The organism is Aeromonas sp. 2692-1, assembly GCF_013085505.1.
GTDB classification, from domain to species: domain Bacteria; phylum Pseudomonadota; class Gammaproteobacteria; order Enterobacterales; family Aeromonadaceae; genus Aeromonas; species Aeromonas hydrophila.
Genome location: NZ_CP038513.1, coordinates 890,922 through 915,000, shown reverse-complemented (window position 1 = coordinate 915,000; position 24,079 = coordinate 890,922). Strand labels below are relative to the sequence as shown.

Genomic DNA, 24,079 nt, shown 5'->3' with positions numbered 1-24,079 from the left:
TGACCCAGCTGGTCGCCCGCTGCTGCCAGTTATCCTGCTGCTGCAGTTCACGGGCCAGCTCCAGCGCCTGGGCATACTGCTCTTTATTGAGGTGTGCCTGCACCAGCAGCGCCTTGGCGCGATTGCCTTGCTCGCCTTTCACCGACTTGATGGCGGCGAGCTGGGTCATGGCCGCATCCGTTCTGCCTTGTTGCAACAACAGCTCGGCGGCGCGCATGGCCGCCTTGGGATGGGCATGCTCGCGGGCAAGCAGTTGCCAGCTGTCGACGGCCTTCGGCCACTCACGTGCCCCTTCCCACAATTGAGCCAGCAGTTGCTGATTGTCGGCGCTCTGCTTCATCTGTCCCTTCGCCATGGCCGTTTCCAGCAGACGGGCACCGCGATAGGGCAGTCCCTGCCAGGCATAAAGACGGATCAGCTGGTTGCGGGTGGCGGCATCATCCATCAGCTTCCTGTCGATGGCGGTTTGCAGCAGTGCCAGCGCCTGATCACCGCGCTTGGCGGAGAGGTTGAGCGACACCGCCTGCTGCCACCACTTGCTCTCTGTCGGCTCGTGGCGGATCAGCTCTGCGGCCTGATCGGCCGCCACGCCGTAGCGCTGCAGCGCGGTGAGGGCCGAGAGGCGGATGATCGCAGCCTGCTTCTGCCAGCTCTTCTTCAACAGCTGTTCACTCTGGCTGGCCGCCTCACCGTACTGCTTATTGTGGTAATAGAGGCCGGCCAGGCGCAGACGCAAGGCATCGTCAGCCTTGATGGCCAATGCGGCCTTGTAACTGGCGATGGCGCCGGCCCAGTTGGATTGCTGGGCCTGGATGTCACCGCGCAGCCGCAACAGTTGCAGCTGTTGCTGTTCGGGCCACTCTTTATAGGCCAGCGCCTGTTCCACGTAGCGGCTTGCTTGGGCGGTCTGCTGCAGATTGGCAGCCAGGGACGCCTGCAACTGAGCCAGCCAGGCGCGCTCAGCATCGCTATTTGGTTTGAGGCCGGATGCCTTGCTCTGGGCCTGTTGCCACTGGCCGGATTGATAGAGTTTCATCACGGGCTCCAGCTGGCGGGAGAAATGAGGGCTCACCTCCATCGCCAGACAGGCTTGGCTGACCAGGGCCAGCACACAGATCCAGATCCGCAACATAGTTATGACTCCAGTTTGAATTTGAGCGTGATGACTTGCACCAGCTTGTCGGTGGCGCCCGGTCTCGGCTGGTAGCGCCACTTGTTGATCGCCTGAATGGCCGCCCGCTCGAACTGACGCTTCGGCTTGGCCTCGACCACTTCCACATCCTGTACCCGGCCGTCGGCATCGACGCTGAAGCGCAAGGTCACCGACCCTTCGATACCGGCCTGCTGGGCCCGATAGGGATAGACAGGCTCGATCCGCTGCAACGGCATCAACATGTCACCGGCGCCAATCCCGGCCCCCTGTTGCTGGCCATGGAAGTTGCCGCTCGCAACCGGGGTAGGGCTGGTCGCAACGCCAGGGGCATAGACCTGCACCGCACTGAGGCTGGAGACCAGATCCAGGCTCGGCTGCACCGAGGGCAGCGGGGCCGCCGCAGGCATAGGCAGCGGCGTCGAGGCCAGCGCGGCAGGCGGCTCCGGCAAGGGTTCCGGCTCCTGGGGTACCGGGCGCTCGCGCACCTGTACTTCGGTCACCTCGTTCTGCATGTTGATAACGATGGATTTCTGCTCGGCGCTCGCCTTCTCCCCTCTGGGCGGCTCCACCAGGGTGGCCATGAACAGCAGGATCCCCAGACTGAGGGCAATCCCCAGTCCCAGGCTCATCAGCTTGTATTTCATTTCGGTGCCACCGCCACGGCGATGTTGGCGATGCCTGCTGCCTTGGCTTCATCCATCACCCGCACCACCTTGCCGTGGGGTACCCGCTCGTCAGCCTGGATCACCAGGCTGGCATCGGGCTGTTCCGCCAGCAGGCGGGCGACGCTGGCCTGTACCCGCTCCACGTCGATCTGCTTGCGGTCGAGGAAGATCTGCCCCTGGGCGCCGATCGCCAGCATGATGCTGGAGGACTTCTGCGCCTTGGCCTGACTGGCCTGGGGCCTGTGCACCTCGAGCCCGGCTTCGCGCACGAAGGAGGTGGTGACAATAAAGAAGATCAGCATGATGAACACGATATCCAGCATGGGGGTCATGTCGATCTGCACTTCGTCACGCTGGCGTTTGGATTGCCGTCTCATTGCATTACCTTCTCTTCTCGCAGGCCGTCCCGGGTCTTGGCCAGCGCACGCTTGGCCTGGCTCTCGAGCCGGCTGAGTAACAACACGCCGGAGAGCGCGACCACCATGCCAGCCATGGTGGGGATGGTGGCACGGGAGATCCCGCCCGCCATGCTCTCCGGGTTAAAGCGGTTGGCCGCGGCCAACGCATCGAATACGCCTATCATGCCGGTCACGGTACCCAGCAACCCCAGCATGGGGCAGAGCACCACCAGGGTGCGGATGAAGATCAGATGACGGTTGAGCTCAAGCTCGGCCTCGGCCAGCCAGCGCCCGCGGATCGCCCGAGCGTGCCAGCTGTGGCGCTCGCTGCGGGCCTGCCAGCGGCCGAGCAGCTGGCGCTGCAGCGGGGCAAACCCCAGGTTGAGGTAGAGCAGCCGCTCGATCATCAGAATCCACATCAGCACCAGCAGGGCCAGAATGACCCAGAGCACCGGGCCGCCACGGCCCATAAAGCTCTGCAGCTGTTGCCAGATGTCGAGCATCATGCCGCCCGCTCCATCCCGTCACGGTTGCTCTCGGCCCGCTCGGCCAGAATACCGGCCACCTGCTGCTCCAGCACGTTGGAGAGTTCGGTGAAGCGGGATTGCAGCAGGCTGTGGGCCAGGATCAGCGGAATGGCTGCCACCAGACCCTGTACCGTGGTGACCAGCGCCATGGAGATGCCGCCGGCCATGATCTTGGGATCGCCGGTGCCGAACTGGGTGATGGCCTGAAAGGTGCCGATCATCCCGGTCACTGTGCCGAGCAGGCCCAGCATGGGGGCGATGGCCGCGATCACCTTGACCATGCCGATGCCGCGCTCCATGCGAGGGGTCTCCTGCAGGATCGCCTCATCGAGACGCAGCTCGAGGGTCTCCATGCTCAGCTCGGGATGCTTGTCAGCTACCGTCAGCACCCGACCGAGGGCATTGTCGGCGTGATATTCACCGCTCTTGAGCTGGCGACGAACCCGACCCAGCTCGCGGGAGAGGCTCCACAACCGTACCCCGGCGATCCCCAGGCCGATGGCGGCCAACAGCACGATAATGGCGCCGACCTGACCGCCCTGCTGGACTTGCTGCCAGAAGGTAGGGGCCTGCGCCAGCATCTCCAGCAGGGTGCCGTGGGAGGGATCCAGCGGCAGCGCTTCCCCCTCCTGGCCCTGATAGGCGGCCGCCGCGGAGAGCACGCTGCCGGGCAGACCCAGCACCGGGCTCAGGCCTTCGGCAGTGGGTTGCAGGAAGCCTTGATTACCCAGCAGGGCGAAGCTGCCGACCCGGGTCAGCGACTGCTCGCTGGCAGCCCCCTGGGCATCGAGCACCTTGCCGGTGAACTGGGCAACCCGGCCCGATTCACGGATCTCTTGCAGCAGGGTGGCGGGCAGCAGGGCGAGGGCGGCGCGATCCGGTACCTGCTTCTCCTGCGCCATGGCCTTGAGCGGGGCGAGGCGCTCGGGATACTGGCCCTCGACCGCGGATTCGCTCAGCAGCTTGACCGCATCGCTGGCCCCCTGACGGGTCACCGCGAAGATCTCGTTCATGTCGCCGGAGGCCTGCTCCCACTGGGCGTTGAGCTCCACCAGCTGCTTCTCGTTGCCGGCAAACTCGGCCGCCAGCTGCTTGCTGAGGCTCTGGGCCGCAGCCAGCTTGGCACGGGCACTGTTCAGCTCCTTGGAGACGGACGCCAGATCCTGCTGGGCCTGCTGCTCACGAGCCTGCTCCTGCTGCTGCCAGGCTTCCTCGGCAACGGCGGCAGTAGTGCCCAGAGAGAGGGCGATGGCGAGGGGGAACCACTTCATGGTGATGCTCATGACTGGGCCTCCTGACCACGGCTGACGGAAAGGGGGACATTCAACAACTGGGGAACCTTCTTGTCGGCAGCCATCTCCAGCGCCTCGGCGATGGGAGAGAGCCACTGGCTGTCGAGGGCCTGCCACTGCTTGCTCTGCGCAGACCAGCGCCACGCCTGGGAGCGATCGGCGGTCATCGCCAGCAGGGAGACCCGGCCCACCGCCAGCACGTCGACCCGGCGCGGTGTGCCATCCAGCGCCAGCTCGGTAGAGTAGCTATCCAACCGGCTGCCGTATTCGGCTTCAATCTGGTAGGCCTGCAGCAGCTGGCGGAACTTCTCCGCCTCGCTCACGTCGGCGCGGGCCAGGGTCGCTTTCAACTGTTCAACCCGCGCCAGGCGGTCTTCCTTGCGCAGCGGCATGTCGTTTTGCACCAGCTGCTCCAGATCGGCCTGCATCTGCAGCATCAGCGGGATCAGGCCCTGCCGGGTCTCCTGTACCGCCTCCAGCTGCTGGCTCAGTTTGCCCAGCTCATTTTGCTGATCGGCCACCAGAGACTGCATGTAGCGGTTGTAGGCTTCCAGATCACGCAGTTGCAGCTGAGCATTTTGCAGCTCCAGCCGGGCGGCAACGGCCGCATCGGCGGCTTTTTCCACGCGCTGCTGGGAGGCTTTCCCGGCGGCGATGCTGTTTTTCAGTGCCGGTGCGACCAGCTCGTCGGCGCCAGCAGCGAAGTGGACTGACAGTGGCAACAAGGCCAAACCCCAAAACTTATTCATGATATAAATCTTAACAATGATAACTATTCTCATTGTCTCAAAGAGTGGGGGCAGTGGCAATCAGATGATTTTGTTGGCCTTCGGCCGAAAAAACAGGATAATTTTTAAGCAAGCACGGGAGTCACTGGCGTTGGTTCTCACCACACCAAATTAATAAATAAAAAATATCTTTTCGATCAATGTGATAGAGATCGAAAAAGGAGAAGTTCATGTTCAACGATGCGATCTGGGAACACATCGATCGGTTCACCAAGGCCAAGAAGACCAGCGACATCCAGCAGCAGCTGGAGCGCTTCAGTCATCAGATGGGCTTTGATTACTTCCGTTTGCTGATTATTTTCCCCATCAGCATGCAGAAATCCCATGTGGCGTTGTTCAACAACTGCCCCACCAGCTGGTTCGATGCCTATTCAGAGCGGCACTACCTGACCCAGGATCCGGTCGTCTTCTTGGGATTGAAGCAGACCCAGCCCATCTTCTGGAACAAGCTCGACTGCGACTCTCCCTGGCTGCCCAGCGCCAGCCGGGAGGTGATGAACCTGGCCGCCGACTTCGGGGTGAGAAACGGCGTCTCCTTCCCGCTGCACACGCCGCAGGGAGAACACGGCATCCTCTCCTTCATCAGCAAGGAGAAGTCCAATTCCGATCTGATGTTTGAAAACGTTCCCTTGCTGTCGTTTTGCGCCAGCTACATCTTCAACTCGGCGCTGCAGCTGATAAAGAGCAGGCCGGATCTGATGAAGTACCTGACCGAGCTGTCGGATCGGGAGAAGGAGTGCCTGTTCTGGGCCAGCGAGGGCAAGACCTCCTGGGAGATCGCCACCATCCTCGGCATCAGCGAGCGGACCGTGAACTTCCACCTCAATCAGGTCACCAACAAGACCGACTCGAAGAACCGCAACCAGGCGATCGCCAAGAGCATCTCCAGCGGCATCATTGTGCCCTCGCTGGACGACGTGACCATCACCAACCTGCGGCTGTCATAACAGCCACCGAGCCAGACAAACAAAAAGAGCCGCAATGCGGCTCTTTTTCATTTCCGGCGACGGCTTATTCCACCGTCACGGATTTTGCCAGGTTGCGTGGCTGATCCACGTCGGTGCCCTTGATGAGGGCAACGTGGTAGGAGAGCAGCTGCAGCGGCACGGTATAGACGATCGGCGCGATCATCTCTTCAACGTGGTTCAGGCTCATCACCCGCATGGTCTCGTCGCTCTTGAAGCCGGCATCGGCATCGGCGAACACATAGAGGATACCGCCACGGGCGCGCACCTCTTCCACGTTGGACTTGAGCTTCTCCAGCAGATCGTTGTTCGGCGCCACGACGATGATGGGCATCTCGGCATCGATCAGCGCCAGCGGGCCGTGCTTGAGCTCACCGGCGGCATAGGCCTCGGCGTGGATGTAGGAGATCTCTTTGAGCTTCAGTGCCCCTTCCATGGCGATGGGGTACTGGCTGCCACGGCCGAGGAACAGGCTGTGGTGCTTGTCGGCAAACTCTTCGGCCAGGGCTTCGATATCCTTGGCCAGCGCCAGGCTCTCCTTGATGCGCAGCGGCAAGGCTTGCAGCGCCTTGACCAGTTCGGCCTCGGCGGCGGCGCTCAGGTTGCCACGGCAGTGACCGACCGAGGCCACCAACATCAGCAGACCGGCCAGCTGGGTGGTGAACGCCTTGGTGGAGGCCACCCCGATCTCGGCACCGGCCCGGGTCATAAAGGCCAGATCCGATTCGCGCACCAGGGAAGAACCCGGCACGTTGCAGATGGCCAGCGAGCTCATGTAGCCGGACTCCTTGGCCAGCCGCAGGGCGGCCAGGGTGTCGGCAGTCTCGCCGCTCTGGGACAGGGTCACCAGCAGGCTGTTGGGGCGCACCACCGACTTGCGATAGCGGAACTCGGAGGCGATCTCCACGTCGCAGGAGACACCGGCGATCTCTTCAAACCAGTAGCGCGCCACCATGCCGGAGTTGTAGGAGGTGCCGCAGGCGACGATCTGGACGTGCTCGACCTTGTCGAAGATGGCGCGGGCGCCGTTGCCGAACGACTCGACCACCACGTGATCCGAACCCAGCCGACCTTCCAGGGTATTGGTGATGGCCTTGGGCTGCTCGTAGATCTCCTTGAGCATGTAGTGACGGTATTCACCCTTGTCACCGGCATCGTGGGAGAGCTCGGATTCCAGCTCTTCGCGCACCACGGCCTCGCCGTGGGTATCGAAAATGTGCACGTCGCGGCGGGTCACTTCGGCCACGTCACCCTCTTCCAGGAAGATGAAGCGGCGGGTCACCGGCAGCAGTGCCATCTGGTCGGAAGCGATGAAGTTCTCGCCGATACCGCGACCGATCACCAGCGGGGAACCGGAGCGGGCCACCACCACGCGGCTGTCGTCACGGCTGTCCATCACCACGGTGCCGTAGGCACCGCGCAGCTGCTTCACCGCGACCTGCATGGCCGCCAGCAGGCTGGGGGCGGATTTCAGCTCGTGGTGCACCAGGTGGGCGATCACCTCGGTGTCGGTGTCGGAGCTGAATACATAGCCCAGCGCCTTGAGCTCTTCACGCAGCTCTTCGTGGTTCTCGATGATGCCGTTGTGCACCACCACGATATGCTCGGAGACATGGGGGTGAGCGTTGCGCTCGGACGGCTCGCCATGAGTAGCCCAGCGGGTATGGGCAATGCCGGTACCACCGTGGACGGACTGCTCCTCCAGCGCCTTGGCCAGCTCGGCCACCTTGCCCAGACGACGCACCCGCTGCAGCGGCTGGTTGGCGCTGAACACGGCGACACCGGCCGAATCGTAGCCACGGTATTCCAGACGGCGCAGGCCCTCTACCAGGATTTCAGCCACATCACGTTGGGCGACGGCCCCGACGATGCCACACATACACTTCTCCTTGAGACGTAAGACGTTAATTCGGTTGGATGATGGTTTGTTCAGGTCAAACGGCCACGGGGGCGCAAATCAGCTGGATCCCCCTGGCCTGGATCTGTTCTCTGGCCGCACTGGCCAGCCCCTCGTCGGTCACCAGGGTATGGATACCGGACCAGGGCAGTTCGAGATTGGGGATCTTGCGGCCGATCTTCTCCGACTCCACCATGACGATGACCTCCCGCGACACTTCGGCCATGACCCGGGAGAGGCCCACCAGCTCGTTGAAGGTGGTGGTACCGCGTTCCGGGTCGATGCCGTCGGCACCGATGAACAGCTGGTCGAAGTCATAGGAGCGCAGCACCTGCTCCGCCACCTGCCCCTGAAAGGATTCGGAGTGGGGATCCCAGGTACCGCCGGTCATCAGCAGGGTGGGTTCGTTCTCCAGTTCGCGCAGGGCGCCAGCCACGTTGAGGGAGTTGGTCATCACGATGAGGCCGCGCTTGTTGCCCAGCATGGGGATCATGGCGCTGGTGGTGCTGCCGCTGTCGATGATGACGCGATTGTGATCGCGGATCCGTTCGGCGGCGGCACGGGCGATGGCCAGCTTTCGTTTCGAAACTTGCTCGGGATTGCTCTCCACCACCATCTCGGAGGGCAGGGGGACGGCACCGCCGTAACGGCGCAGCAGCAGGCCACCGGTCTCCAGCACCGCCAGATCTTTGCGGATGGTCACTTCGGAGGTGGCAAAGTGTTTGGCCAGGGCATCGACGCTCACTTCACCCTGCTCCTGCACCAGGCTCACTATGGTGTGACGGCGCTGCTGAGTATTACGTTTGGTCATCTTTAAGTTTCGATTCGAAAGAATGGCGAAATATTAATACCTTTTTTGAAAAAATCAAACGGCAAATAGGATCCGATTTGGTTCGATGCCAGAATGGGGCAGCTGATTTGCGACGAGGATGCCATGCAAAAACGAACCATCTGGCTGGTGGAAGATGAAGCCAGCATCGCCGACACCCTGATCTATGCGCTGCAGACCGACGGTTTCGAGGTGGAGTGGTTTTCCCTCGGCCAGCCGCTGCTGACACGACTGGAACAGACGCGCCCCGACTTTCTGATCCTGGATGTGGGGCTGCCGGACATCAGCGGTTTTGAGTTGTGCAAGCAGGTTCGGGCACTGTGCGATACCCCGCTGATGTTTCTCACCGCCCGCAGCGAGGAGATAGACCGGCTGATAGGACTGGAGATCGGCGCCGACGACTATGTGGCCAAGCCCTTCTCGCCACGGGAGGTGTGCGCCCGGGTGCGGGTCATCCTGCGCCGCAGCCAGCCGGCCACGCCCCCGCCGAGCCAGTTGCTGGCGCTGGACGAGGAGCGGGCCCGCATCAGCTTTCACGGCCAGCCGCTGGCGCTCACCCGTTACGAATACCTGCTGCTCAAGACCCTGATGCAGGCGCCGGGCCGGGTCTACTCCCGCCAGCAGCTGATGGATCTGGTGTGGAGCGGGGCGGAGGAGAGCCTGGATCGCACCGTGGATACCCACATCAAGACCATCCGCGCCAAGTTGCGGGAACGGGATCCCCACGCCAACCTGATCCTGACCCATCGTGGACTGGGCTACAGCCTGGAGCTGGCATGAACAGAGGATGGCCTGACACCGGCCGGAGGACACCATGAGGATCGGATTGCAACTGCTGTGCGGGCTGGTGCTGATCTTCGCGCTGGCTGCCTGGTTCGTGCTGGAGATCTTCGTCGAGGAGATCAAACCCGGGGTGCGCAGCGCCACCGAAGATACCCTGGTGGACATGGCCCAGATGCTGGCACCGCTAGCGCTGGATGACCTGCAGGAAGGCAAGATGGCGGATGGCCGACTGGCCAGCGCCTTCGCCCGCCTCAACCAGAGCCCCATCAACGCCCTGATCGACGGCCACCTCAAACAGCAGGCGGAGTACCGCATCTATGTGGTCGATCGCTGGGGCAAGGTGGTGTACGACTCGGACGGGGTGGATCTGGGCAAGGACTATTCACGCTGGAACGATGTCTATCGCACCCTGCGCGGCGAATACGGAGCCCGCAGCACCCGCAGCGACCCCGACGATCCCGCCAGTTCGGTGATGCACGTGGCCGCACCGCTGCGGGAGGGGGACGACATCCTCGGCTCCCTCACCGTCGCCAAGCCCAACCGTACCCTGCTGCCCATGATAGAGCGCAGCGAACACCAGCTGCTGCAGGGGGCGGCCCTGCTGCTGTTCATCTCGCTGCTGATCGGCGCCCTGCTGGTGTGGTGGCTCAACCGCGCCATCGGCAAGCTGGTGCACTACGCCGATGCGGTCAGCCAGGGTCAGCCCGCCAGCCTGCCGCGCCTCTACAGCCCGGAACTGGATCGGCTCGGCCGCTCCCTGGAAACCATGCGCCGCCAGCTGGACGGCAAGGCCTACATCGAAGCCTATGTACACAGCCTGACCCACGAGCTCAAGAGCCCGCTGGCCGCCATTCGCGGGGCAGGGGAAATACTGACCGAGGCCCCGCCGCTGGACGTGGCAAAGCGCTTTATCGGCAACATCAATCTGGAAACGGCCCGCATGCAGCAGCTGATCGAGCGGATGCTGCAGCTGGCCAAACTGGAGTCGGGGCAGGGGCTGGACAGGCAGGCCGTCGAGCCGGCCAGGCTGGGCAGACGGGTGCTCGATGCCCGCCAGATCCTGGCCCAGCGCCGTCAGGTGACGCTGGTGGCCGAACTCGGCGAGGCCCAGAAACAGAAGTGGGACTCGCTGCTGGTGGAGCAGGCGCTCGGCAACCTGCTGGACAACGCCCTCGACTTCTCCCCCATCGGCAGCACCCTGGCGCTGAGCGGGACCATGGAGGAGGGGGGTTACTGCTTCCGGGTGCGGGATCAGGGGCCCGGCATTCCAGACTACGCCCTGCCGCGCATCTTCGAGCGCTTCTATTCGCTGCCCAGACCCGACAAGGGCAAGAGCAGCGGCCTCGGGCTCAGCTTCGCCACCGAGGTGGCGCGCCAGCACGGTGGCCGGTTGACCCTCGCCAACCAGCCTGACGGCGGAGTACTGGCCGAGCTCTGGTTGCCGGCGGGCTGACACTTCACACTGGCCACATAAAGCGGCGCTATGCTGATGTTTTCCCAGCGAACTCAATGTGCTCAAGGAGACCCCATGTCCCGCCTTCTGTTATCCGGCCTGCTCGGCGCAGGCCTGCTGTTCTCGCTGCCGGCCAGCGCCGCCACCGGCTGCTTTCTCTATGCCGACGGCAACGGCCAGACCCTCTCCAGCGAAGGGGATTGTTCAAGCCAGCTGCCACCCGCGTCCACCTTCAAGATCCCGCTGGCGCTGATGGGCTACGACAGCGGCTTTCTGGTGGATGAAGAGCACCCGGCACTGCCCTTCAAACCGGGTTACGACGACTGGCTGCCCGCCTGGCGGGAGACCACCACCCCGCGCCGCTGGGAAACCTACTCGGTGGTCTGGTTCTCCCAGCAGATCACCGAATGGCTGGGGATGGAGCGCTTCCAGCAGTACGTCGACCGTTTTGACTACGGCAACCGGGATCTCTCCGGCAATCCTGGCAAGCACGACGGCCTGACCCAGGCCTGGCTCAGTGCCAGTCTCGCCATCAGTCCACAAGAGCAGGCCCGCTTCCTCGGCAAGATGGTGAGCGGCAAGCTGCCGGTGTCGGCGCAGACCCTGCAGTACACCACCAACATCCTCAAGGTGAGCGAGATCGACGGCTGGCAGATCCACGGCAAGACAGGCATGGGCTACCCGAAGAAGCTGGATGGCAGCCTCAACCGGGAGCAGCAGATCGGCTGGTTCGTCGGCTGGGCCAGCAAGCCGGGCAAGCAGCTCATCTTCGTCCATACCGTGGTGCAGAAACCCGGCAAACAGTTTGCCTCGCTCAAGGCCAAGGAAGAGGTGCTGGCCGCCCTGCCGGCCAAACTGAAAACCCTGTGATACCCAGACCGGCGCCTGGCGCCGGTTTTTTTATCCCCCTTCACCCCAGCTTCACACAGCCCCATCTCCGCTTCACCCACGACCGTCACACTCGGTTCCATCAACAAGGAGACGTGTCATGGTCAAACAGATATTCAGCCACAAGATCTTTCTGCTGCTGTTGCTCAGCCTGCTGCTGATGGTGCCGGTGCAATCCATCATGGAGCTGAACCGGGAGCGCCAGGCCTATCGCAGCCAGGCCATCCACAGCATCATGGCCAGCAGCAGCGGCCCGCAGCGACTGCTGGGGCCGGTCGTGGTGCAGCCTTATACCCGCACCGTCACGGTGGAGCAGGATGGCAAGCGCTTCGAGCGCAAGCTGCAGCTCTACCGCTACCTGCTGCCGGAACAGCTGGACGTGCAGGCCAGCATGGAAGTAACCCCGCGCAAGCTCGGTATCTACCAGGCCCAGGTCTATCACACCCGGCTCTCCCTCTCCGGGCGACTGCCTGCCGAACTGAACGGTAAAACCCTGATCAGCGGCGAGCCGGATCTGACCGTCGATGGCGCCGATCCCGCCCTGGTGGCAGGCAAACCCTATCTGAGCCTGGTGCTGTCCGATGCCCGCGGCATCAACCGGGTGCCTGAGCTGCAACTGGGGGAACAACGCATCCCGTTTGCTCCCGGCGCCCTGCTGGGTGACGGGCTGGCCGGCATCCATGCACCGCTTGCCACCCTGCCGGGAGCAGACGGCGCCTTTCACATCGAGCTGGATCTGCAGGGGATGAACCAGCTGGAAGTGGTGCCGATCGGCCAGGACAGCAGGCTCAACCTCGCCAGCAACTGGCCCCACCCCAACTTCATCGGTGACTTTCTGCCGGGCAGCCGCACCCTTACCAACAGAGGTTTCGAGGCCAGTTGGCAGAGCAGCTGGTTCGCCACCGACATGGAGAGCCGTTTCAACCGGATGATGAAGGGTGCCAGCGGCGATTTGCCGGCCTTCAGCGTCAGCCTGGTGCAGCCGGTGGATCACTACCAGCAGAACGAGCGGGCCGCCAAGTATGCGCTGCTGTTCATCGGCCTCACCTTCCTCAGCTTCTTCATGTTCGAGCTGCTCAAGGGGCTGCGGGTGCACCCGATCCAGTACGCGCTGGTGGGCATGGGGCTGGCCATCTTCTATCTGGTGCTGCTGGCCCTGACCGAACACCTCGGCTTTGCCTGGGCCTATCTGATTGCCGCCCTGGCCAGCGTGGCCCTCAACGGCTTCTACCTCAGCCATGTGCTGGGCGGCCCCAAACAGGGGCTCGGCTTCGCGGCCCTGCTCGGGCTGGTCTACGCCATCCTGTTCGGCTTGCTGCAGGCCGAGGAGATAGCCCTGCTGCTCGGCGCCCTGCTGCTGTTCGCCATCCTGGCGCTGGTCATGGTGCTGACCCGCAAACTGGACTGGTATCGGGTGATGGGGAATGTCCCGACGCCTCCCGCCAGCGGGCAGGAGAACTGAAAACAAAACCGGCGCCATCAGGCGCCGGTTTGCATTTCATTGATCGGGCATCACTTCTTCTTGACCGGGCGAGCCCAGTTTTTGATGTGACGCTGGGGTACCCGGGTGATCACCAGCTCGTTCTCGGCCACGTCCTTGGTGATGGTGGAGCCGGCCCCCAGGGTCGCTCCCTTGCCGATGCGCACCGGCGCCACCAGCTGGGTATCGGAGCCGACGAAGACGTCGTCCTCGATGATGGTCTGGAACTTGTTGACCCCGTCGTAGTTGCAGGTGATGGTGCCGGCCCCGATGTTCACCTTGGCACCCACCTCGGCATCCCCCAGGTAGGTCAGGTGACCGCACTTGGAACCAACCCCCAGCCGGGCCTTCTTCATCTCGACGAAGTTGCCGACGTGAGCATCCTGCTCCAGCACGGCGCCCGGGCGCAGTCGGGTAAAGGGACCGACCGAGCACTGATCGGCGATCTGTGCCCCTTCGATGACGGAGTAGGGTTTCACCTCGGTGTGGTCGCCGATCATGCAATCCTTCAGCACGCTGCCGGCCCCGATGCGGACGTGGTTGCCCAGCACCACCTTGCCTTCGATGATGACGTTGACGTCGATCACCACCTCTTCCCCGATTTCCAGGGTGCCGCGCAGATCGAAGCGGGCCGGGTCGATCAGGGTGGCGCCGGCGATCATCAGCCGCTCGGCCTGCATCTTCTGGTAACTGCGCTCGAGCTGGGCCAGTTGAACCCGGTTGTTGGCGCCTTCCACTTCCATGGCGTCGTCCGGGTGGACTGCAGCGATGGGGCAGTTGTCGGCATGGGCCATGGCGATCACGTCAGTCAGATAGAACTCGCCCTGGGCATTCTTGTTGTCCAGACGCGACAGCCAGCTGCGCAGCTGGCCACCATTGGCCACCAGCACGCCGGTGTTCACTTCGCGGATGGCCAGCTGCTCGGCATTGGCATCCTTCTGCTCGACGATGCCGACCACCTGGCCGTTACTGCGCACGATGCGGCCATAGCCGGTCGGGTTGTCCAGCACCACGGTCAGCAGCGCCATGCCATCGGCGGCCTTGGCGGCCAGCAGCCGCTGCAGGGTTTCCGGCTGGATCAGCGGGGTATCGCCGTACAGCACCAGCACGTCGTCTTCGTCCTGCCAGAACGGGATGGCCTGGGCGACTGCGTGGCCGGTACCCAGTTGCTGGGCCTGCAGTACCCAGTTCAGGTCGGATGCCTGGATCCGCTCCTTCAGCAGTTCGGCACCGTGGCCATACACCAGATGCAGCTGCTCGGCACCGACCTTGCGGGCAGTCTCGATCACATGGGAAACCATCGGTTTGTTGGCGACCGGGTGCAGCACCTTGGGCAGGGAGGAGCGCATGCGGGTACCTTTACCCGCAGCCAGGATCACGACGTTGAGAGACATAATTCGACCTTTGGAACATGAATAAATACTCGGCGGAGTCTATCCAACGAGTAAAAAAAAAGCGACCCGCAGGTCGCTTTTTACCTCACCGTTATTAACGGTAATTCTTTTTGACGATATCGATGACCCGCAATTGAGCCATCGCCTTGGCCAGCTCGGTGGCGGCCTGGGCGTAGTCGATATCACCATGGGAGCTGTGGATCCGCTCTTCCGCCGCGCGTTTGGCTTCCTGGGCTTTCGCCTCATCCAAATCGTCGGCACGAATCGCGGTGTCCGCCAGCACGGTCACGGCTTCGGGTTGTACTTCCAGCATGCCGCCGGAGATGTACAGCACCTCTTCAGTTCCATTCTGCTTCACCAAGCGGACCAGGCCCGGCTTGATGGCAGTCAGCAACGGAGCATGACCGTGGCGGAGACCCAGCTCACCTTCGGAGCCTGATACCTGAGCGGACTGCACGCGACCGGAAAACAGTTTTCCTTCAGCGCTCACCACGTCCAGGTGAAAGGAGATCATCTCTGCCATGGGCCCTCCTATCGAGGCTTACAGTTTCTTGGCTTTCTCGACAACTTCGTCGATGCTGCCAACCATGTAAAACGCCTGCTCCGGCAGATCGTCGTACTCGCCTTTCAGGATGCCCTGGAAACCACGGATGGTCTCTTTCAGCGGCACGTATTTGCCCGGAGAACCGGTAAACACTTCTGCCACGAAGAACGGCTGGGACAGGAAACGCTCGATCTTACGGGCACGGGCTACGGTCAGTTTGTCTTCTTCTGACAGTTCATCCATACCCAGGATGGCGATGATGTCCTTCAGCTCTTTGTAGCGCTGCAGCACGGTCTGAACGCCACGAGCAGTCTCGTAGTGCTCCTTGCCAACCACCAGCGGATCCAGCTGACGGGAGGTGGAGTCCAGCGGGTCAACGGCCGGGTAGATACCCAGTGCCGCGATCTGACGGGACAGTACGACGGTCGCATCCAGGTGGGCGAAGGTGGTCGCCGGAGACGGGTCGGTCAAGTCATCCGCTGGCACGTAAACGGCCTGTACGGAGGTGATGGAACCGGTCTTGGTGGAGGTGATACGTTCTTGCAGAACACCCATCTCCTCGGCCAGGGTCGGCTGGTAACCTACTGCGGAAGGCATACGGCCCAGCAGTGCGGATACCTCGGTGCCCGCGAGCGTGTAACGGTAGATGTTGTCCACGAAGAACAGCACGTCACGACCTTCGTCACGGAACTTCTCGGCCATGGTCAGACCGGTCAGCGCCACGCGCAGACGGTTTCCGGGCGGCTCGTTCATCTGACCGTAAACCAGAGATACTTTGTCCAGTACGTTGGACTCCATCATCTCGTGGTAGAAGTCGTTACCCTCACGGGTACGCTCACCTACACCGGCGAACACGGAGTAACCGCTGTGTTCGATCGCGATGTTACGGATCAGCTCCATCATGTTGACGGTCTTGCCTACACCGGCACCACCGAACAGACCAACCTTACCACCCTTGGCGAACGGGCATACCAGGTCGATAACCTTGATGCCGGTCTCCAGCAGGTCGTTGCTGTTGGACTGATCTTCGTAGCTGGGAGCCGCGCGGTGGATGGACCAACGCTCTTCTTCACCGATCGGACCTTTTTCGTCGATCGGATCGCCCAGTACGTTCATGATCCGACCCAGAGTCGATACACCGACCGGCACCTGGATGGATTTACCGCTATTCACTACTTCCAACCCACGACGCAGACCGTCGGAGGAGCCCATGGTGATGCAACGAACGACGCCGCCACCGATCTGTTGCTGAACTTCCAGCACCAGACCCTGGCCTTGACCTTCGCTGACAACCTTCAGTGCATCGTACACCTGGGGCACGGCATCTTGCGGGAACTCGATGTCCACCACAGCGCCGATGATTTGGACGATGAAACCGTTACTCATGTCAAATCCTCTAAACCTTTGATAACCCTTGCCTTACACCGCAGCAGCACCGGATACGATCTCTGTCAGTTCCTGGGTAATACTGGCCTGACGGGCCTTGTTGTATACCAGTTGCAGATCGTTAATCAGGTTACCGGCGTTGTCAGTCGCGGCTTGCATGGCAACCATTCGGGCTGCCTGTTCACTTGCCAAGTTTTCCACTACCCCCTGGTAGACCTGGGATTCGACGTAGCGAATCAGCAGGGTATCCAGCAGTTGCTTGGGATCCGGCTCATAGAGGTAATCCCAGTGGTGTTTCTTGGCGAGCTTGCTGTCTTCAGTTACGGGCAAAGGCAGCAGTTGATCGACTCGTGGTTGCTGAACCATGGTGTTGACGAACTTGTTGTACACCAGGTACAGCCTGTCAATCTCACCGTTGTCGTAAGCCTTCAGCATGACCTTGACTGAACCAATCAGGTCATTGACGCTCGGGTTATCGCCCAGTCCTGCGACATGAGCTTTCACCTTGGCGCCGTGCCGTTCAAAGAAGTTGGAGGCCTTGTTGCCGATCAGAGCCAGGTCAACCTTGGCTCCTTTCGCGCTCCATTGCTTCATATCATTGAGGGCAGCCTTGAACAGGTTGATGTTCAAACCGCCACACAGGCCACGGTCGGTGGAGACGACGATGTAACCCACTCGCTTGACCTCACGTTCGATGAGGTAGGGGTGCTTGTATTCCAAGTTCCCCTGAGCGATATGGCCGATCACCTTGCGCATGGTTTCAGCGTACGGACGGCTGGCAGACATGCGATCTTGCGCACGGCGCATCTTGCTTGCTGCCACCATTTCCATAGCGCCGGTGATCTTCTGAGTGTTTTTCACACTCCCGATCTTGTTACGTATCTCTTTTGCGCCGGCCATCTCTTACTCTCCATCAGGTGGCAGCTCGCGCTGCCACACACGCTTACCAGGTCTGGGTTGCCTTGAAGTCATCCAGCAACGCAGTCAGCTTGCCAACGATCGCGTCGTTGTAGTCGGCCTTGGCATTGATTTCAGCCATCAGCTCAGCATGCTGGGTATTGGCGTAAGAGAGCAGAGCGGCTTCGAAGTCGACGATCTTGTTCAGCTCGACATCGGAGAGATAGCCTTTTTCCGCGGCGAACAGCACCAGAGACTGGTGAGCCACGCTCAGCGGAGAGTACTGTTTCTGCTTCATCAGCTCGGTCACTTTCTGACCGTGGTCCAGCTGCTTGCGGGTTGCGTCGTCCAGATCGGAGGAGAACTGGGCGAATGCCGCCAGTTCGCGATACTGGGCCAGCGCGGTACGGATACCACCGGACAGCTTCTTGACGATCTTGGTCTGAGCAGCACCGCCCACACGGGATACCGAGATACCCGGGTCAACCGCCGGACGAATACCGGAGTTGAACAGCTGTGAGGTCAGGAAGATCTGACCATCGGTGATGGAGATCACGTTGGTCGGTACGAATGCAGATACGTCACCCGCCTGGGTTTCGATGATCGGCAGCGCGGTCAGGGAACCGGTCTGGCCTTTCACGGCACCATTGGTGAACTTCTCTACGTACTCGGCGTTGACGCGAGCAGCACGCTCCAGCAGACGGGAGTGCAGATAGAAAACGTCACCCGGGTAAGCTTCACGTCCTGGCGGACGGCGCAGCAGCAGGGAGATCTGGCGATAAGCTACGGCCTGCTTGGACAGGTCATCATAGATGATCAGCGCGTCTTCACCGCGGTCACGGAAGTACTCGCCCATGGAGCAGCCGGCATACGGAGCCAGGTACTGCAGAGCGGCAGCTTCGGAAGCAGAGGCAACCACCACGATGGTGTTGGCCAGGGCGCCGTGCTCTTCCAGCTTGCGCACCACGTTGGCGATGGTGGAGGCCTTCTGGCCGATCGCAACGTAAACACACTTAATGCCGGAATCTTTCTGGTTGATGATGGTGTCGATCGCGATGGCGGTCTTACCAACCTGACGGTCACCGATGATCAGCTCACGCTGGCCACGACCGATAGGGATCATGGCATCGATGGCTTTCAGACCGGTCTGGACCGGCTGGTCAACAGACTTACGCTCGATAACGCCCGGTGCAATCACTTCGATCGGCGAGAAGCCGTCGTTGTCGATTGGACCTTTACCGTCGATCGGCTGACCCAGGGTGTTCAACACCCGGCCCAACAGACCACGACCGACCGGCACTTCCAGAATGCGGCCAGTCCCTTTTACTTTCATTCCTTCTGACAGACCGTCATAGGAACCCATGATCACCGCACCGACGGAGTCACGCTCCAGGTTCAATGCCAGAGCGTAGCGGTTGCCCGGCAGCTCGATCATCTCACCTTGCATGGCATCGGCCAGGCCGTGAATACGAATGATACCGTCGCTCACAGAGACGATGGTACCTTCGTTACGCGCTTCGCTCTTGATATCAAACTGCGCAATGCGCTGCTTGATCAGCTCGGCGATTTCAGTGGAATTCAGTTGCATGCTCTAATACCCCAATCAAGATTGCAGCGCGTCAGCCATGCGATCCAGCTTACCGCGGACTGTACCGTCGATAACCAGATCACCGGCCTTGATGAGCACCCCGGCCATCAAGGACGCATCCATGCTGCAATTCAGCTTCACTTTGCGCGCGAGACGTTGTTCCAGAGAAGCCTGAATATTGGCTTTCTGCTGGTCGGTCAGTTCGATCGCCGAAATCACGTCAGCCTGAACTTCTTTATCCAGTTCAGCCTTGAACGCGACGAATTCAGCAACGACCGCCGGCAGCACACCCAAGCGACCATTCTCAGCCATCACCCGGATCAGGTTCTGACCATGCTCGTCGAGTTGCTCACCGCAGATACCGACAAAGATACTTGCCAGTTCTTCAGCAGCCACAGAGCCGTTTACCAGGTTGTGGATAGTCTCGTTCTCCGCTACTTGTGCAGCGAAGCCGAGCATCCCCAGCCACTGGTCAACCGCCTTGTGCTCAACGGCAAACTCGAAAGCAGCCTTGGCGTAGGGGCGAGCGATTGTAGTCAGTTCAGACATAGCCCCGTTCCCGTTACAGTTCTGCTACCAGTTTGTCGACGATGTCGCTGTTGGCAGCCTGGTCGATTTGACGCGCCAGGATCTTCTCTGCACCAGCAATGGCAAGAGCAGCAACCTGCTTACGCAGTTCTTCTTTGGCACGATGACGTTCAGCTTCGATCTCGGCACGGCCCTGAGCCAGGATTTTTTCCCGCTCAGAGTGGGCACCGGCAGCAGCCTCATCAATGATCTGGGCTTTACGTTTGTTAGCCTGTTCAATGATTTCTGCAGCCTGGAGCTTGGCTTCTTTCAGCTGATCGGTGGCGTTGGCCTTGGCCAAATCCAGATCTTTCTTGGCACGCTCCGCGGAAGAGAGACCGTCAGCAATGGCTTTCTGACGGGCTTCGATGGCTGCCATCAGCGGCGGCCATACGTACTTCATGCAAAACACTACGAAGATGAAAAAAGCAATTGCTTGGCCGAGGAGGGTGGCGTTGATATTCACAGCCTATGTCCTCTTAGTTAGTTAATGGGTTATGTCCGGGAGTCGTTGAGACTTAGCCAGCAACCGCAAACATCACGTACAGACCCAGACCAACGGCGATCATCGGGATCGCATCCACCAGACCCATCACGATGAAGAACTGGGTACGCAGAACAGGGATCAGGTCAGGTTGACGAGCAGCGCCTTCCAGGAACTTGCCACCCAGGATACCGATACCGATGGACGCGCCGATAGCCGCCAGACCCATCATCATTGCAGCAGCGATGTACAGCAGGTCCATGTTCAAGTTTTCCATGAGGATCTCCATTTATTTAGATGTAATTGATTGTATAAAAAGGATTATTTGAGTTGCATCAACCATGGTCTTCTTGTGCCATCGACAGATATACGATGGTCAGCACCATGAAGATAAACGCCTGCAAAGTGATGATCAGGATGTGGAAAATTGCCCAAGGCACGGACAGGATCCACTGTGACCACCAGGGTAGCAAACCCGCAATCAGGATAAAGATCAGTTCGCCAGCATACATGTTGCCGAACAGTCGAAGACCCAGAGAAACAGGTTTGGAAATCAGCGTAACAGTTTCCAGGATGAGGTTAACCGGGATGGCCGCCGGGTGGTTGAAAGGCTGAAGCGTCAGCTCCTTCACGAACCCGCCGATACCCTTGACCTTGATGCTGTAGTACAGGATCAAGAAGAACACGCCCAAAGCCATGGACATGGTGATGTTAACGTCAGCAGAGGGAACCACACGCAGATAGGGAACACCCATCAACTGTGCAGCGTGGGGGATAAAGTCAACGGGGATCAGATCCATCAGGTTCATCAGGAAGATCCACACGAACACTGTCAGGCCCAAAGGTGCGATGACCTTGTTACGACCGTGAAAGATGTCCTTGACGTTACCACTCACAAACTCGACCAGCATCTCCACAAAGCACTGCAGTTTGCCGGGCACACCACTGGTAGCCTTGACGGCGACACGGCGGAACGACCAGATAAACAGAGCGCCTAGCAAGACGGAAAATATCATGGAATCGATATTCACCGTCCAGAACCCAGACCCGACTTGCAGATGGGTCAGATGGTGGGAGATATATCCCTGAGGAGTCAGGACTTCTCCGGTTGCAGACATGAGTTTTCCTAATAGTGGTTGTTAAGCGTGAATGAGACTATCCACTGTACAACGAGGGCGAGGATATAAGTGGCGAAGAACGAGACGGTATCGACCTCGATCCCGGCGCCAAACATCAGGGCGAAAAGTCCTGTTGTAGTAATGAGCTTAATCCCTGCCCCACCATAAAAGTCCCGCAGAACCAGGCCCACACTCTCCTTCGTCACCTTGCGGCGCAGAACCCAGAGCGTGAACAGGGCTTGAGGAACCCAGTACATGCCCCCCCCGAAGAGGGAGGAGCGTCCGGCAAACGCACCGGTCTGGTAAAACCAGACGGTACTGATCGCCAGGATCAGGACGAGCTGACAAACGAGCATAGCCAAGGCCAGCGTTAAACCTTCCAAGGCTATTTTCTGCTTCACCAACCTACCCCTGAACATTACAGAACTGTAAAAAATCGGGATCCGAAGACCCCGCGTTTACAGCCCAAAAAGCCGGTCAAATTATACCCTTGAAGACAGCTATTGCAACATGGCAAAAATCCTTAATTTTTGCGGCTTTCCGCACAGAATTAAGGTTATGTTCATATCAAAAGGAATGGATGTTTTATTACTACAAAAAGCGTAAAAATCACGTTTCTGACAGGCCAAAATAGCCCAATACCCGGTCCAAATCCGCCAAGTTCTCGTAACTTATTACTAACTTACCGCTATCCTGTTTTCCCGGCTGAAGTTGTACCTGATTGCCAATTTTTTCTGAAATCTGGCGCTCGAGATAACCAAACTGGGGATCACGGACGGGCTCGACCTTGGCTTTTGCCGGTTCCAGCGCTTTTTGCACCAGCTTCTCGGTATCTCGCACTGTCAGCCCCTTCTGGGCCACCAGTTTCGCCAGTTCGGACTGGGCCTGGCCGCTCAGCGCCAGCAGGGCACGGGCATGACCCATGTCGAGGTCGCCGTGCTCGACGAAGCGCTTCACGTCGTCGTTGAGCTGATTGAGGCGCAGCAGGTTGGTGACCGTGGTGCGGGACTTGCCCACCGCCTCGGCCACCTGCTGGTGGGTCAGTTCGAATTCGGTCAGCAGCCGCTGCAGGGCGACCGCCTCTTCGATGGCATTGAGATCCTCGCGCTGGATGTTCTCAATCAGCGCGATGGCGACGGCCGCCTCGTCAGGCACGTCCTTGACCAGGCAGGGCACCACCTCTAGGCGGGCCAGCTGGGAGGCGCGCCAGCGCCGCTCACCGGCGATGATTTCGAAGGAGTGCTCGCCGAGCGGACGCACCACGATGGGCTGGATCACCCCCTGGGCACGGATGGAGTTGGCCAGGTCTTCCAGCGCATCCTGCGACATATCCTTGCGCGGCTGGTACTTGCCGGATTGCAGCCACTCCACTGGCAGCTTGCGCAGCTCGCCCTGGTTGGTCGGGGCCATGGCCTGCTCGGTGCGCTGGTCGCTCATCACCTGTTTCTGGCGCGCGGCCGTGCTGGTGCTGAGCAGAGCGTCCAGCCCCTTGCCCAGCCCACGTTTTTTCGGCGTCATATGCTCTCTCGGTCTGCGATGGTCACCTGACGTTCCTGCTCCTGACGGCGCAGGATCTCGCCAGCCAGAGCCAGATAGGCCTTGGCGCCCACCGATGATTTGTCATAGTGCATGGCCGGCGCACCGAAGCTCGGCGCCTCAGCCAGTCTTACGTTGCGGGGAATGATGGTGCGATAGACCTTGTCCCCGAAGTGCTGTTTAAGCTGATCGGACACATCATTGGCCAGCCGGTTGCGGTGATCGAACATGGTGCGCAGCACCCCCTCGATCTTCAGCTCAGGGTTGACCACGGCTGCCAGCTTGCTGATGGTGTCGACCAGGGCGGTGAGCCCTTCCAGCGCATAGTATTCGCACTGCATGGGCACCAGCACGGAGTCGGCGGCGGCCATGGCGTTGACGGTCAGCATGTTGAGAGAAGGCGGGCAGTCGATGAAGACGTAGTCGTATTTGTCCCGTACCGAGGCCAGCGCATTGCGCAGGCGGATCTCGCGGGCGAAGAATTCCATCAGCCGGATTTCGGCTGCGGTCACGTCGGCGTTGGCGGCGATCAGGTGATAGCCCCCGGAGGTTTCGGGGATGATCACCTCGCCGATGGGGGCGTCCTCGATCAGCAGCTCATAGGCGGTGCGCTCGACGTCGTACTTGTCGACACCGCTGCCCATGGTGGCATTGCCCTGCGGATCCAGATCGATCACCAGCACCTTGCGGCGGGTAGCGGCCATGGAGGCGGCCAAGTTCACACAGGTGGTGGTTTTACCCACTCCACCCTTCTGGTTGGCTATGGCGATGACTTTTCCCACACTGTCCCCTAAATGAAACTGCGACCCTATTCGGGCTGGATATGTTTGAATTCCAGCAGATGACGTTCGCCTTCCAGCTCCGGTACCACCAGTTGATGGGAGGCGACCAGATGGATGTTGGCGGGCAACTGGGCCAGCTCCTGCTCGGGGAATTGTCCCTTGAGCGCCAGGAAGCTGCCCTGGGCCGACGGCAGATGGTGACACCAGTTCAGCATGTCTTCCAGCGAGGCAAATGCCCGGCTCAGCACGCCGTCAAATCCGACCTCGGGCTGATACTCCTCGACCCTGGATTTGACCGGCGTCACGTTGGTCAAACCCAGCTCCAGGATCACCTGGCGGATGAAGTTGATCCGCTTGCCCAGGCTGTCCAGCAGCACGAATTGCTTGTCCGGGTTGATGATCGCCAGCGGCAGGCCGGGCAGGCCCGGGCCGGTGCCCACATCGATGAAGCGCTCACCGTGCAGGTGCTGGCTCACCACCAGGCTGTCGAGGATATGCTTGACCAGCATGGCGTCCGGATCTCGTACCGAGGTGAGATTGTAAGCCTTGTTCCACTTGTGCAGCAACTCGACAAGCTGAACCAACTGGGTCTTTTGGGTATCGGTGATAACAATTCCGGCCTGCATGAGCAGGCCGTTCAATCTTTCCAGCATGTTTTGCAACGG

General features: G+C 60.6%; 26 protein-coding genes (1 of these 26 running past the window's edge). 5 read left to right on the top strand and 21 right to left on the bottom strand.

From position 1 onward, the window contains the following. The 6 genes in view from E5E97_RS04500 to E5E97_RS04475 are tightly spaced (at most 2 nt apart) and all read right to left on the bottom strand, a layout consistent with a single transcriptional unit that may run on beyond the window. Positions 1-1,132, bottom strand: partial view of a hypothetical protein gene (locus E5E97_RS04500; protein ID WP_162902072.1) — the 5' portion only. Its footprint begins 47 nt before the window's first position; only the first 1,132 of its 1,179 coding nucleotides appear in the window; its start codon is at positions 1,130-1,132; the stop codon falls past the left edge of the window. Between the two features lie 2 nt (positions 1,133-1,134). After that, the gene (locus tag E5E97_RS04495; RefSeq protein WP_017410458.1) at positions 1,135-1,797 is read right to left on the bottom strand and encodes an energy transducer TonB; all 663 of its coding nucleotides are present in this window, start codon (positions 1,795-1,797) and stop codon (positions 1,135-1,137) included. Continuing rightward, positions 1,794-2,195 (bottom strand): biopolymer transporter ExbD, encoded by a 402-nt coding sequence (locus tag E5E97_RS04490; RefSeq protein WP_011707897.1) that lies wholly within the window; start codon positions 2,193-2,195, stop codon positions 1,794-1,796. The genes E5E97_RS04495 and E5E97_RS04490 overlap by 4 nt, the downstream gene beginning before the upstream one ends. Then, positions 2,192-2,722: a MotA/TolQ/ExbB proton channel family protein gene (locus E5E97_RS04485; protein ID WP_005307253.1), complete on the bottom strand. Its 531-nt coding sequence runs from the start codon at positions 2,720-2,722 to the stop codon at positions 2,192-2,194. The genes E5E97_RS04490 and E5E97_RS04485 overlap by 4 nt, the downstream gene beginning before the upstream one ends. Further along, positions 2,719-4,026, bottom strand: a complete 1,308-nt coding sequence (locus E5E97_RS04480; protein ID WP_118882190.1) for a MotA/TolQ/ExbB proton channel family protein — start codon at positions 4,024-4,026, stop codon at positions 2,719-2,721. Before E5E97_RS04480 ends, E5E97_RS04485 begins: the two co-directional genes overlap by 4 nt. Beyond that, positions 4,023-4,784 (bottom strand): DUF3450 domain-containing protein, encoded by a 762-nt coding sequence (locus E5E97_RS04475; RefSeq protein ID WP_045788707.1) that lies wholly within the window; start codon positions 4,782-4,784, stop codon positions 4,023-4,025. Before E5E97_RS04475 ends, E5E97_RS04480 begins: the two co-directional genes overlap by 4 nt. Positions 4,785-4,993: 209 nt before the next feature. Between E5E97_RS04475 and E5E97_RS04470 the strand changes: the two genes are divergently transcribed. Then, positions 4,994-5,770: a LuxR family transcriptional regulator gene (locus E5E97_RS04470; RefSeq protein WP_016352388.1), complete on the top strand. Its 777-nt coding sequence runs from the start codon at positions 4,994-4,996 to the stop codon at positions 5,768-5,770. Between the two features lie 64 nt (positions 5,771-5,834). Here E5E97_RS04470 and glmS read toward each other — a convergent pair whose 3' ends face one another. Together glmS and E5E97_RS04460 are read right to left on the bottom strand one after the other, a co-directional pair. Continuing rightward, positions 5,835-7,667, bottom strand: a complete 1,833-nt coding sequence (gene glmS / locus E5E97_RS04465; RefSeq protein ID WP_017410462.1) for a glutamine--fructose-6-phosphate transaminase (isomerizing) — start codon at positions 7,665-7,667, stop codon at positions 5,835-5,837. A gap of 55 nt (positions 7,668-7,722) precedes the next feature. Then, the gene (locus E5E97_RS04460) at positions 7,723-8,496 is read right to left on the bottom strand and encodes a DeoR/GlpR family DNA-binding transcription regulator (RefSeq protein ID WP_017410463.1); all 774 of its coding nucleotides are present in this window, start codon (positions 8,494-8,496) and stop codon (positions 7,723-7,725) included. 123 nt (positions 8,497-8,619) lie between these two features. On the opposite strand from E5E97_RS04460, the gene blrA reads away from it, so the two are divergent. The 4 genes from blrA to creD all read left to right on the top strand — a co-directional run bounded on the left by blrA (position 8,620) and on the right by creD (position 13,100). Then, the gene (blrA, locus tag E5E97_RS04455) at positions 8,620-9,294 is read left to right on the top strand and encodes a beta-lactam response regulator transcription factor BlrA (protein ID WP_103828291.1); all 675 of its coding nucleotides are present in this window, start codon (positions 8,620-8,622) and stop codon (positions 9,292-9,294) included. A gap of 34 nt (positions 9,295-9,328) precedes the next feature. Then, a complete protein-coding gene (blrB, locus tag E5E97_RS04450) occupies positions 9,329-10,750 on the top strand; it encodes a beta-lactam sensor histidine kinase BlrB (protein ID WP_171279917.1) in 1,422 nt (473 codons plus the stop codon). A 75-nt stretch (positions 10,751-10,825) separates the two neighbouring features. Further along, positions 10,826-11,620, top strand: coding sequence for an OXA-12 family class D beta-lactamase (gene blaOXA / locus E5E97_RS04445; RefSeq protein WP_171279916.1), 795 nt, complete (start codon positions 10,826-10,828; stop codon positions 11,618-11,620). 118 nt (positions 11,621-11,738) lie between these two features. Then, positions 11,739-13,100: a cell envelope integrity protein CreD gene (gene creD, locus E5E97_RS04440; RefSeq protein WP_171279915.1), complete on the top strand. Its 1,362-nt coding sequence runs from the start codon at positions 11,739-11,741 to the stop codon at positions 13,098-13,100. Positions 13,101-13,150: 50 nt separating this feature from the next. Here the strand turns inward: creD and glmU are convergent, their stop codons facing one another. The 13 genes from glmU to rsmG form a co-directional block, all read right to left on the bottom strand. Then, positions 13,151-14,512, bottom strand: a complete 1,362-nt coding sequence (gene glmU / locus E5E97_RS04435; protein ID WP_171279914.1) for a bifunctional UDP-N-acetylglucosamine diphosphorylase/glucosamine-1-phosphate N-acetyltransferase GlmU — start codon at positions 14,510-14,512, stop codon at positions 13,151-13,153. Positions 14,513-14,606: 94 nt separating this feature from the next. Further along, positions 14,607-15,035 carry a F0F1 ATP synthase subunit epsilon gene (locus tag E5E97_RS04430; RefSeq protein ID WP_005307217.1) on the bottom strand — a complete coding sequence of 143 codons (429 nt, stop codon included), beginning with the start codon at positions 15,033-15,035 and terminating at the stop codon, positions 14,607-14,609. Between the two features lie 18 nt (positions 15,036-15,053). After that, entirely contained in the window at positions 15,054-16,442 is a 1,389-nt protein-coding gene (gene atpD / locus E5E97_RS04425) for a F0F1 ATP synthase subunit beta (RefSeq protein WP_005307215.1), read from the bottom strand. Positions 16,443-16,475: 33 nt separating this feature from the next. Next, positions 16,476-17,342 carry a F0F1 ATP synthase subunit gamma gene (gene atpG, locus E5E97_RS04420; RefSeq protein ID WP_011707909.1) on the bottom strand — a complete coding sequence of 289 codons (867 nt, stop codon included), beginning with the start codon at positions 17,340-17,342 and terminating at the stop codon, positions 16,476-16,478. 43 nt (positions 17,343-17,385) lie between these two features. Next, positions 17,386-18,927, bottom strand: a complete 1,542-nt coding sequence (gene atpA / locus E5E97_RS04415; RefSeq protein ID WP_011707910.1) for a F0F1 ATP synthase subunit alpha — start codon at positions 18,925-18,927, stop codon at positions 17,386-17,388. A gap of 15 nt (positions 18,928-18,942) precedes the next feature. Continuing rightward, complete coding sequence (gene atpH, locus E5E97_RS04410) at positions 18,943-19,476, bottom strand: F0F1 ATP synthase subunit delta (protein ID WP_011707911.1); 534 nt, start codon at positions 19,474-19,476, stop codon at positions 18,943-18,945. Between the two features lie 13 nt (positions 19,477-19,489). After that, positions 19,490-19,960 carry a F0F1 ATP synthase subunit B gene (atpF, locus tag E5E97_RS04405; RefSeq protein WP_011707912.1) on the bottom strand — a complete coding sequence of 157 codons (471 nt, stop codon included), beginning with the start codon at positions 19,958-19,960 and terminating at the stop codon, positions 19,490-19,492. A gap of 52 nt (positions 19,961-20,012) precedes the next feature. Beyond that, positions 20,013-20,255 carry a F0F1 ATP synthase subunit C gene (gene atpE / locus E5E97_RS04400; protein WP_005307205.1) on the bottom strand — a complete coding sequence of 81 codons (243 nt, stop codon included), beginning with the start codon at positions 20,253-20,255 and terminating at the stop codon, positions 20,013-20,015. 58 nt (positions 20,256-20,313) lie between these two features. Next, complete coding sequence (atpB, locus tag E5E97_RS04395) at positions 20,314-21,096, bottom strand: F0F1 ATP synthase subunit A (RefSeq protein WP_011707913.1); 783 nt, start codon at positions 21,094-21,096, stop codon at positions 20,314-20,316. A gap of 8 nt (positions 21,097-21,104) precedes the next feature. Further along, on the bottom strand, positions 21,105-21,515 hold the full coding sequence (locus tag E5E97_RS04390) for an ATP synthase subunit I (RefSeq protein ID WP_017410469.1): 411 nt from the start codon (positions 21,513-21,515) through the stop codon (positions 21,105-21,107). Positions 21,516-21,705: 190 nt separating this feature from the next. Continuing rightward, positions 21,706-22,614 (bottom strand): ParB/RepB/Spo0J family partition protein, encoded by a 909-nt coding sequence (locus tag E5E97_RS04385; protein WP_011707915.1) that lies wholly within the window; start codon positions 22,612-22,614, stop codon positions 21,706-21,708. After that, positions 22,611-23,414, bottom strand: a complete 804-nt coding sequence (locus E5E97_RS04380) for a ParA family protein (RefSeq protein ID WP_011707916.1) — start codon at positions 23,412-23,414, stop codon at positions 22,611-22,613. Before E5E97_RS04380 ends, E5E97_RS04385 begins: the two co-directional genes overlap by 4 nt. A 26-nt stretch (positions 23,415-23,440) precedes the next feature. Further along, positions 23,441-24,067, bottom strand: coding sequence for a 16S rRNA (guanine(527)-N(7))-methyltransferase RsmG (gene rsmG, locus E5E97_RS04375; protein ID WP_024946269.1), 627 nt, complete (start codon positions 24,065-24,067; stop codon positions 23,441-23,443). Between the last annotated feature and the right edge of the window lie 12 nt (positions 24,068-24,079).

What these genes read in the sequence shown, in the direction of transcription:
- E5E97_RS04495 (WP_017410458.1), bottom strand. Translation starts at nt 1,797, where the DNA reads ATGAAATACAAGCTGATGAGCCTGGGACTGGGGATTGCCCTCAGTCTG.
- E5E97_RS04490 (WP_011707897.1), bottom strand. Translation starts at nt 2,195, where the DNA reads ATGAGACGGCAATCCAAACGCCAGCGTGACGAAGTGCAGATCGACATG.
- E5E97_RS04485 (WP_005307253.1), bottom strand. Translation starts at nt 2,722, where the DNA reads ATGATGCTCGACATCTGGCAACAGCTGCAGAGCTTTATGGGCCGTGGC.
- E5E97_RS04480 (WP_118882190.1), bottom strand. Translation starts at nt 4,026, where the DNA reads ATGAGCATCACCATGAAGTGGTTCCCCCTCGCCATCGCCCTCTCTCTG.
- E5E97_RS04475 (WP_045788707.1), bottom strand. Translation starts at nt 4,784, where the DNA reads ATGAATAAGTTTTGGGGTTTGGCCTTGTTGCCACTGTCAGTCCACTTC.
- E5E97_RS04470 (WP_016352388.1), top strand. Translation starts at nt 4,994, where the DNA reads ATGTTCAACGATGCGATCTGGGAACACATCGATCGGTTCACCAAGGCC.
- glmS (WP_017410462.1), bottom strand. Translation starts at nt 7,667, where the DNA reads ATGTGTGGCATCGTCGGGGCCGTCGCCCAACGTGATGTGGCTGAAATC.
- E5E97_RS04460 (WP_017410463.1), bottom strand. Translation starts at nt 8,496, where the DNA reads ATGACCAAACGTAATACTCAGCAGCGCCGTCACACCATAGTGAGCCTG.
- blrA (WP_103828291.1), top strand. Translation starts at nt 8,620, where the DNA reads ATGCAAAAACGAACCATCTGGCTGGTGGAAGATGAAGCCAGCATCGCC.
- blrB (WP_171279917.1), top strand. Translation starts at nt 9,329, where the DNA reads ATGAGGATCGGATTGCAACTGCTGTGCGGGCTGGTGCTGATCTTCGCG.
- blaOXA (WP_171279916.1), top strand. Translation starts at nt 10,826, where the DNA reads ATGTCCCGCCTTCTGTTATCCGGCCTGCTCGGCGCAGGCCTGCTGTTC.
- creD (WP_171279915.1), top strand. Translation starts at nt 11,739, where the DNA reads ATGGTCAAACAGATATTCAGCCACAAGATCTTTCTGCTGCTGTTGCTC.
- glmU (WP_171279914.1), bottom strand. Translation starts at nt 14,512, where the DNA reads ATGTCTCTCAACGTCGTGATCCTGGCTGCGGGTAAAGGTACCCGCATG.
- E5E97_RS04430 (WP_005307217.1), bottom strand. Translation starts at nt 15,035, where the DNA reads ATGGCAGAGATGATCTCCTTTCACCTGGACGTGGTGAGCGCTGAAGGA.
- atpD (WP_005307215.1), bottom strand. Translation starts at nt 16,442, where the DNA reads ATGAGTAACGGTTTCATCGTCCAAATCATCGGCGCTGTGGTGGACATC.
- atpG (WP_011707909.1), bottom strand. Translation starts at nt 17,342, where the DNA reads ATGGCCGGCGCAAAAGAGATACGTAACAAGATCGGGAGTGTGAAAAAC.
- atpA (WP_011707910.1), bottom strand. Translation starts at nt 18,927, where the DNA reads ATGCAACTGAATTCCACTGAAATCGCCGAGCTGATCAAGCAGCGCATT.
- atpH (WP_011707911.1), bottom strand. Translation starts at nt 19,476, where the DNA reads ATGTCTGAACTGACTACAATCGCTCGCCCCTACGCCAAGGCTGCTTTC.
- atpE (WP_005307205.1), bottom strand. Translation starts at nt 20,255, where the DNA reads ATGGAAAACTTGAACATGGACCTGCTGTACATCGCTGCTGCAATGATG.
- atpB (WP_011707913.1), bottom strand. Translation starts at nt 21,096, where the DNA reads ATGTCTGCAACCGGAGAAGTCCTGACTCCTCAGGGATATATCTCCCAC.
- E5E97_RS04390 (WP_017410469.1), bottom strand. Translation starts at nt 21,515, where the DNA reads ATGTTCAGGGGTAGGTTGGTGAAGCAGAAAATAGCCTTGGAAGGTTTA.
- E5E97_RS04385 (WP_011707915.1), bottom strand. Translation starts at nt 22,614, where the DNA reads ATGACGCCGAAAAAACGTGGGCTGGGCAAGGGGCTGGACGCTCTGCTC.
- rsmG (WP_024946269.1), bottom strand. Translation starts at nt 24,067, where the DNA reads ATGCTGGAAAGATTGAACGGCCTGCTCATGCAGGCCGGAATTGTTATC.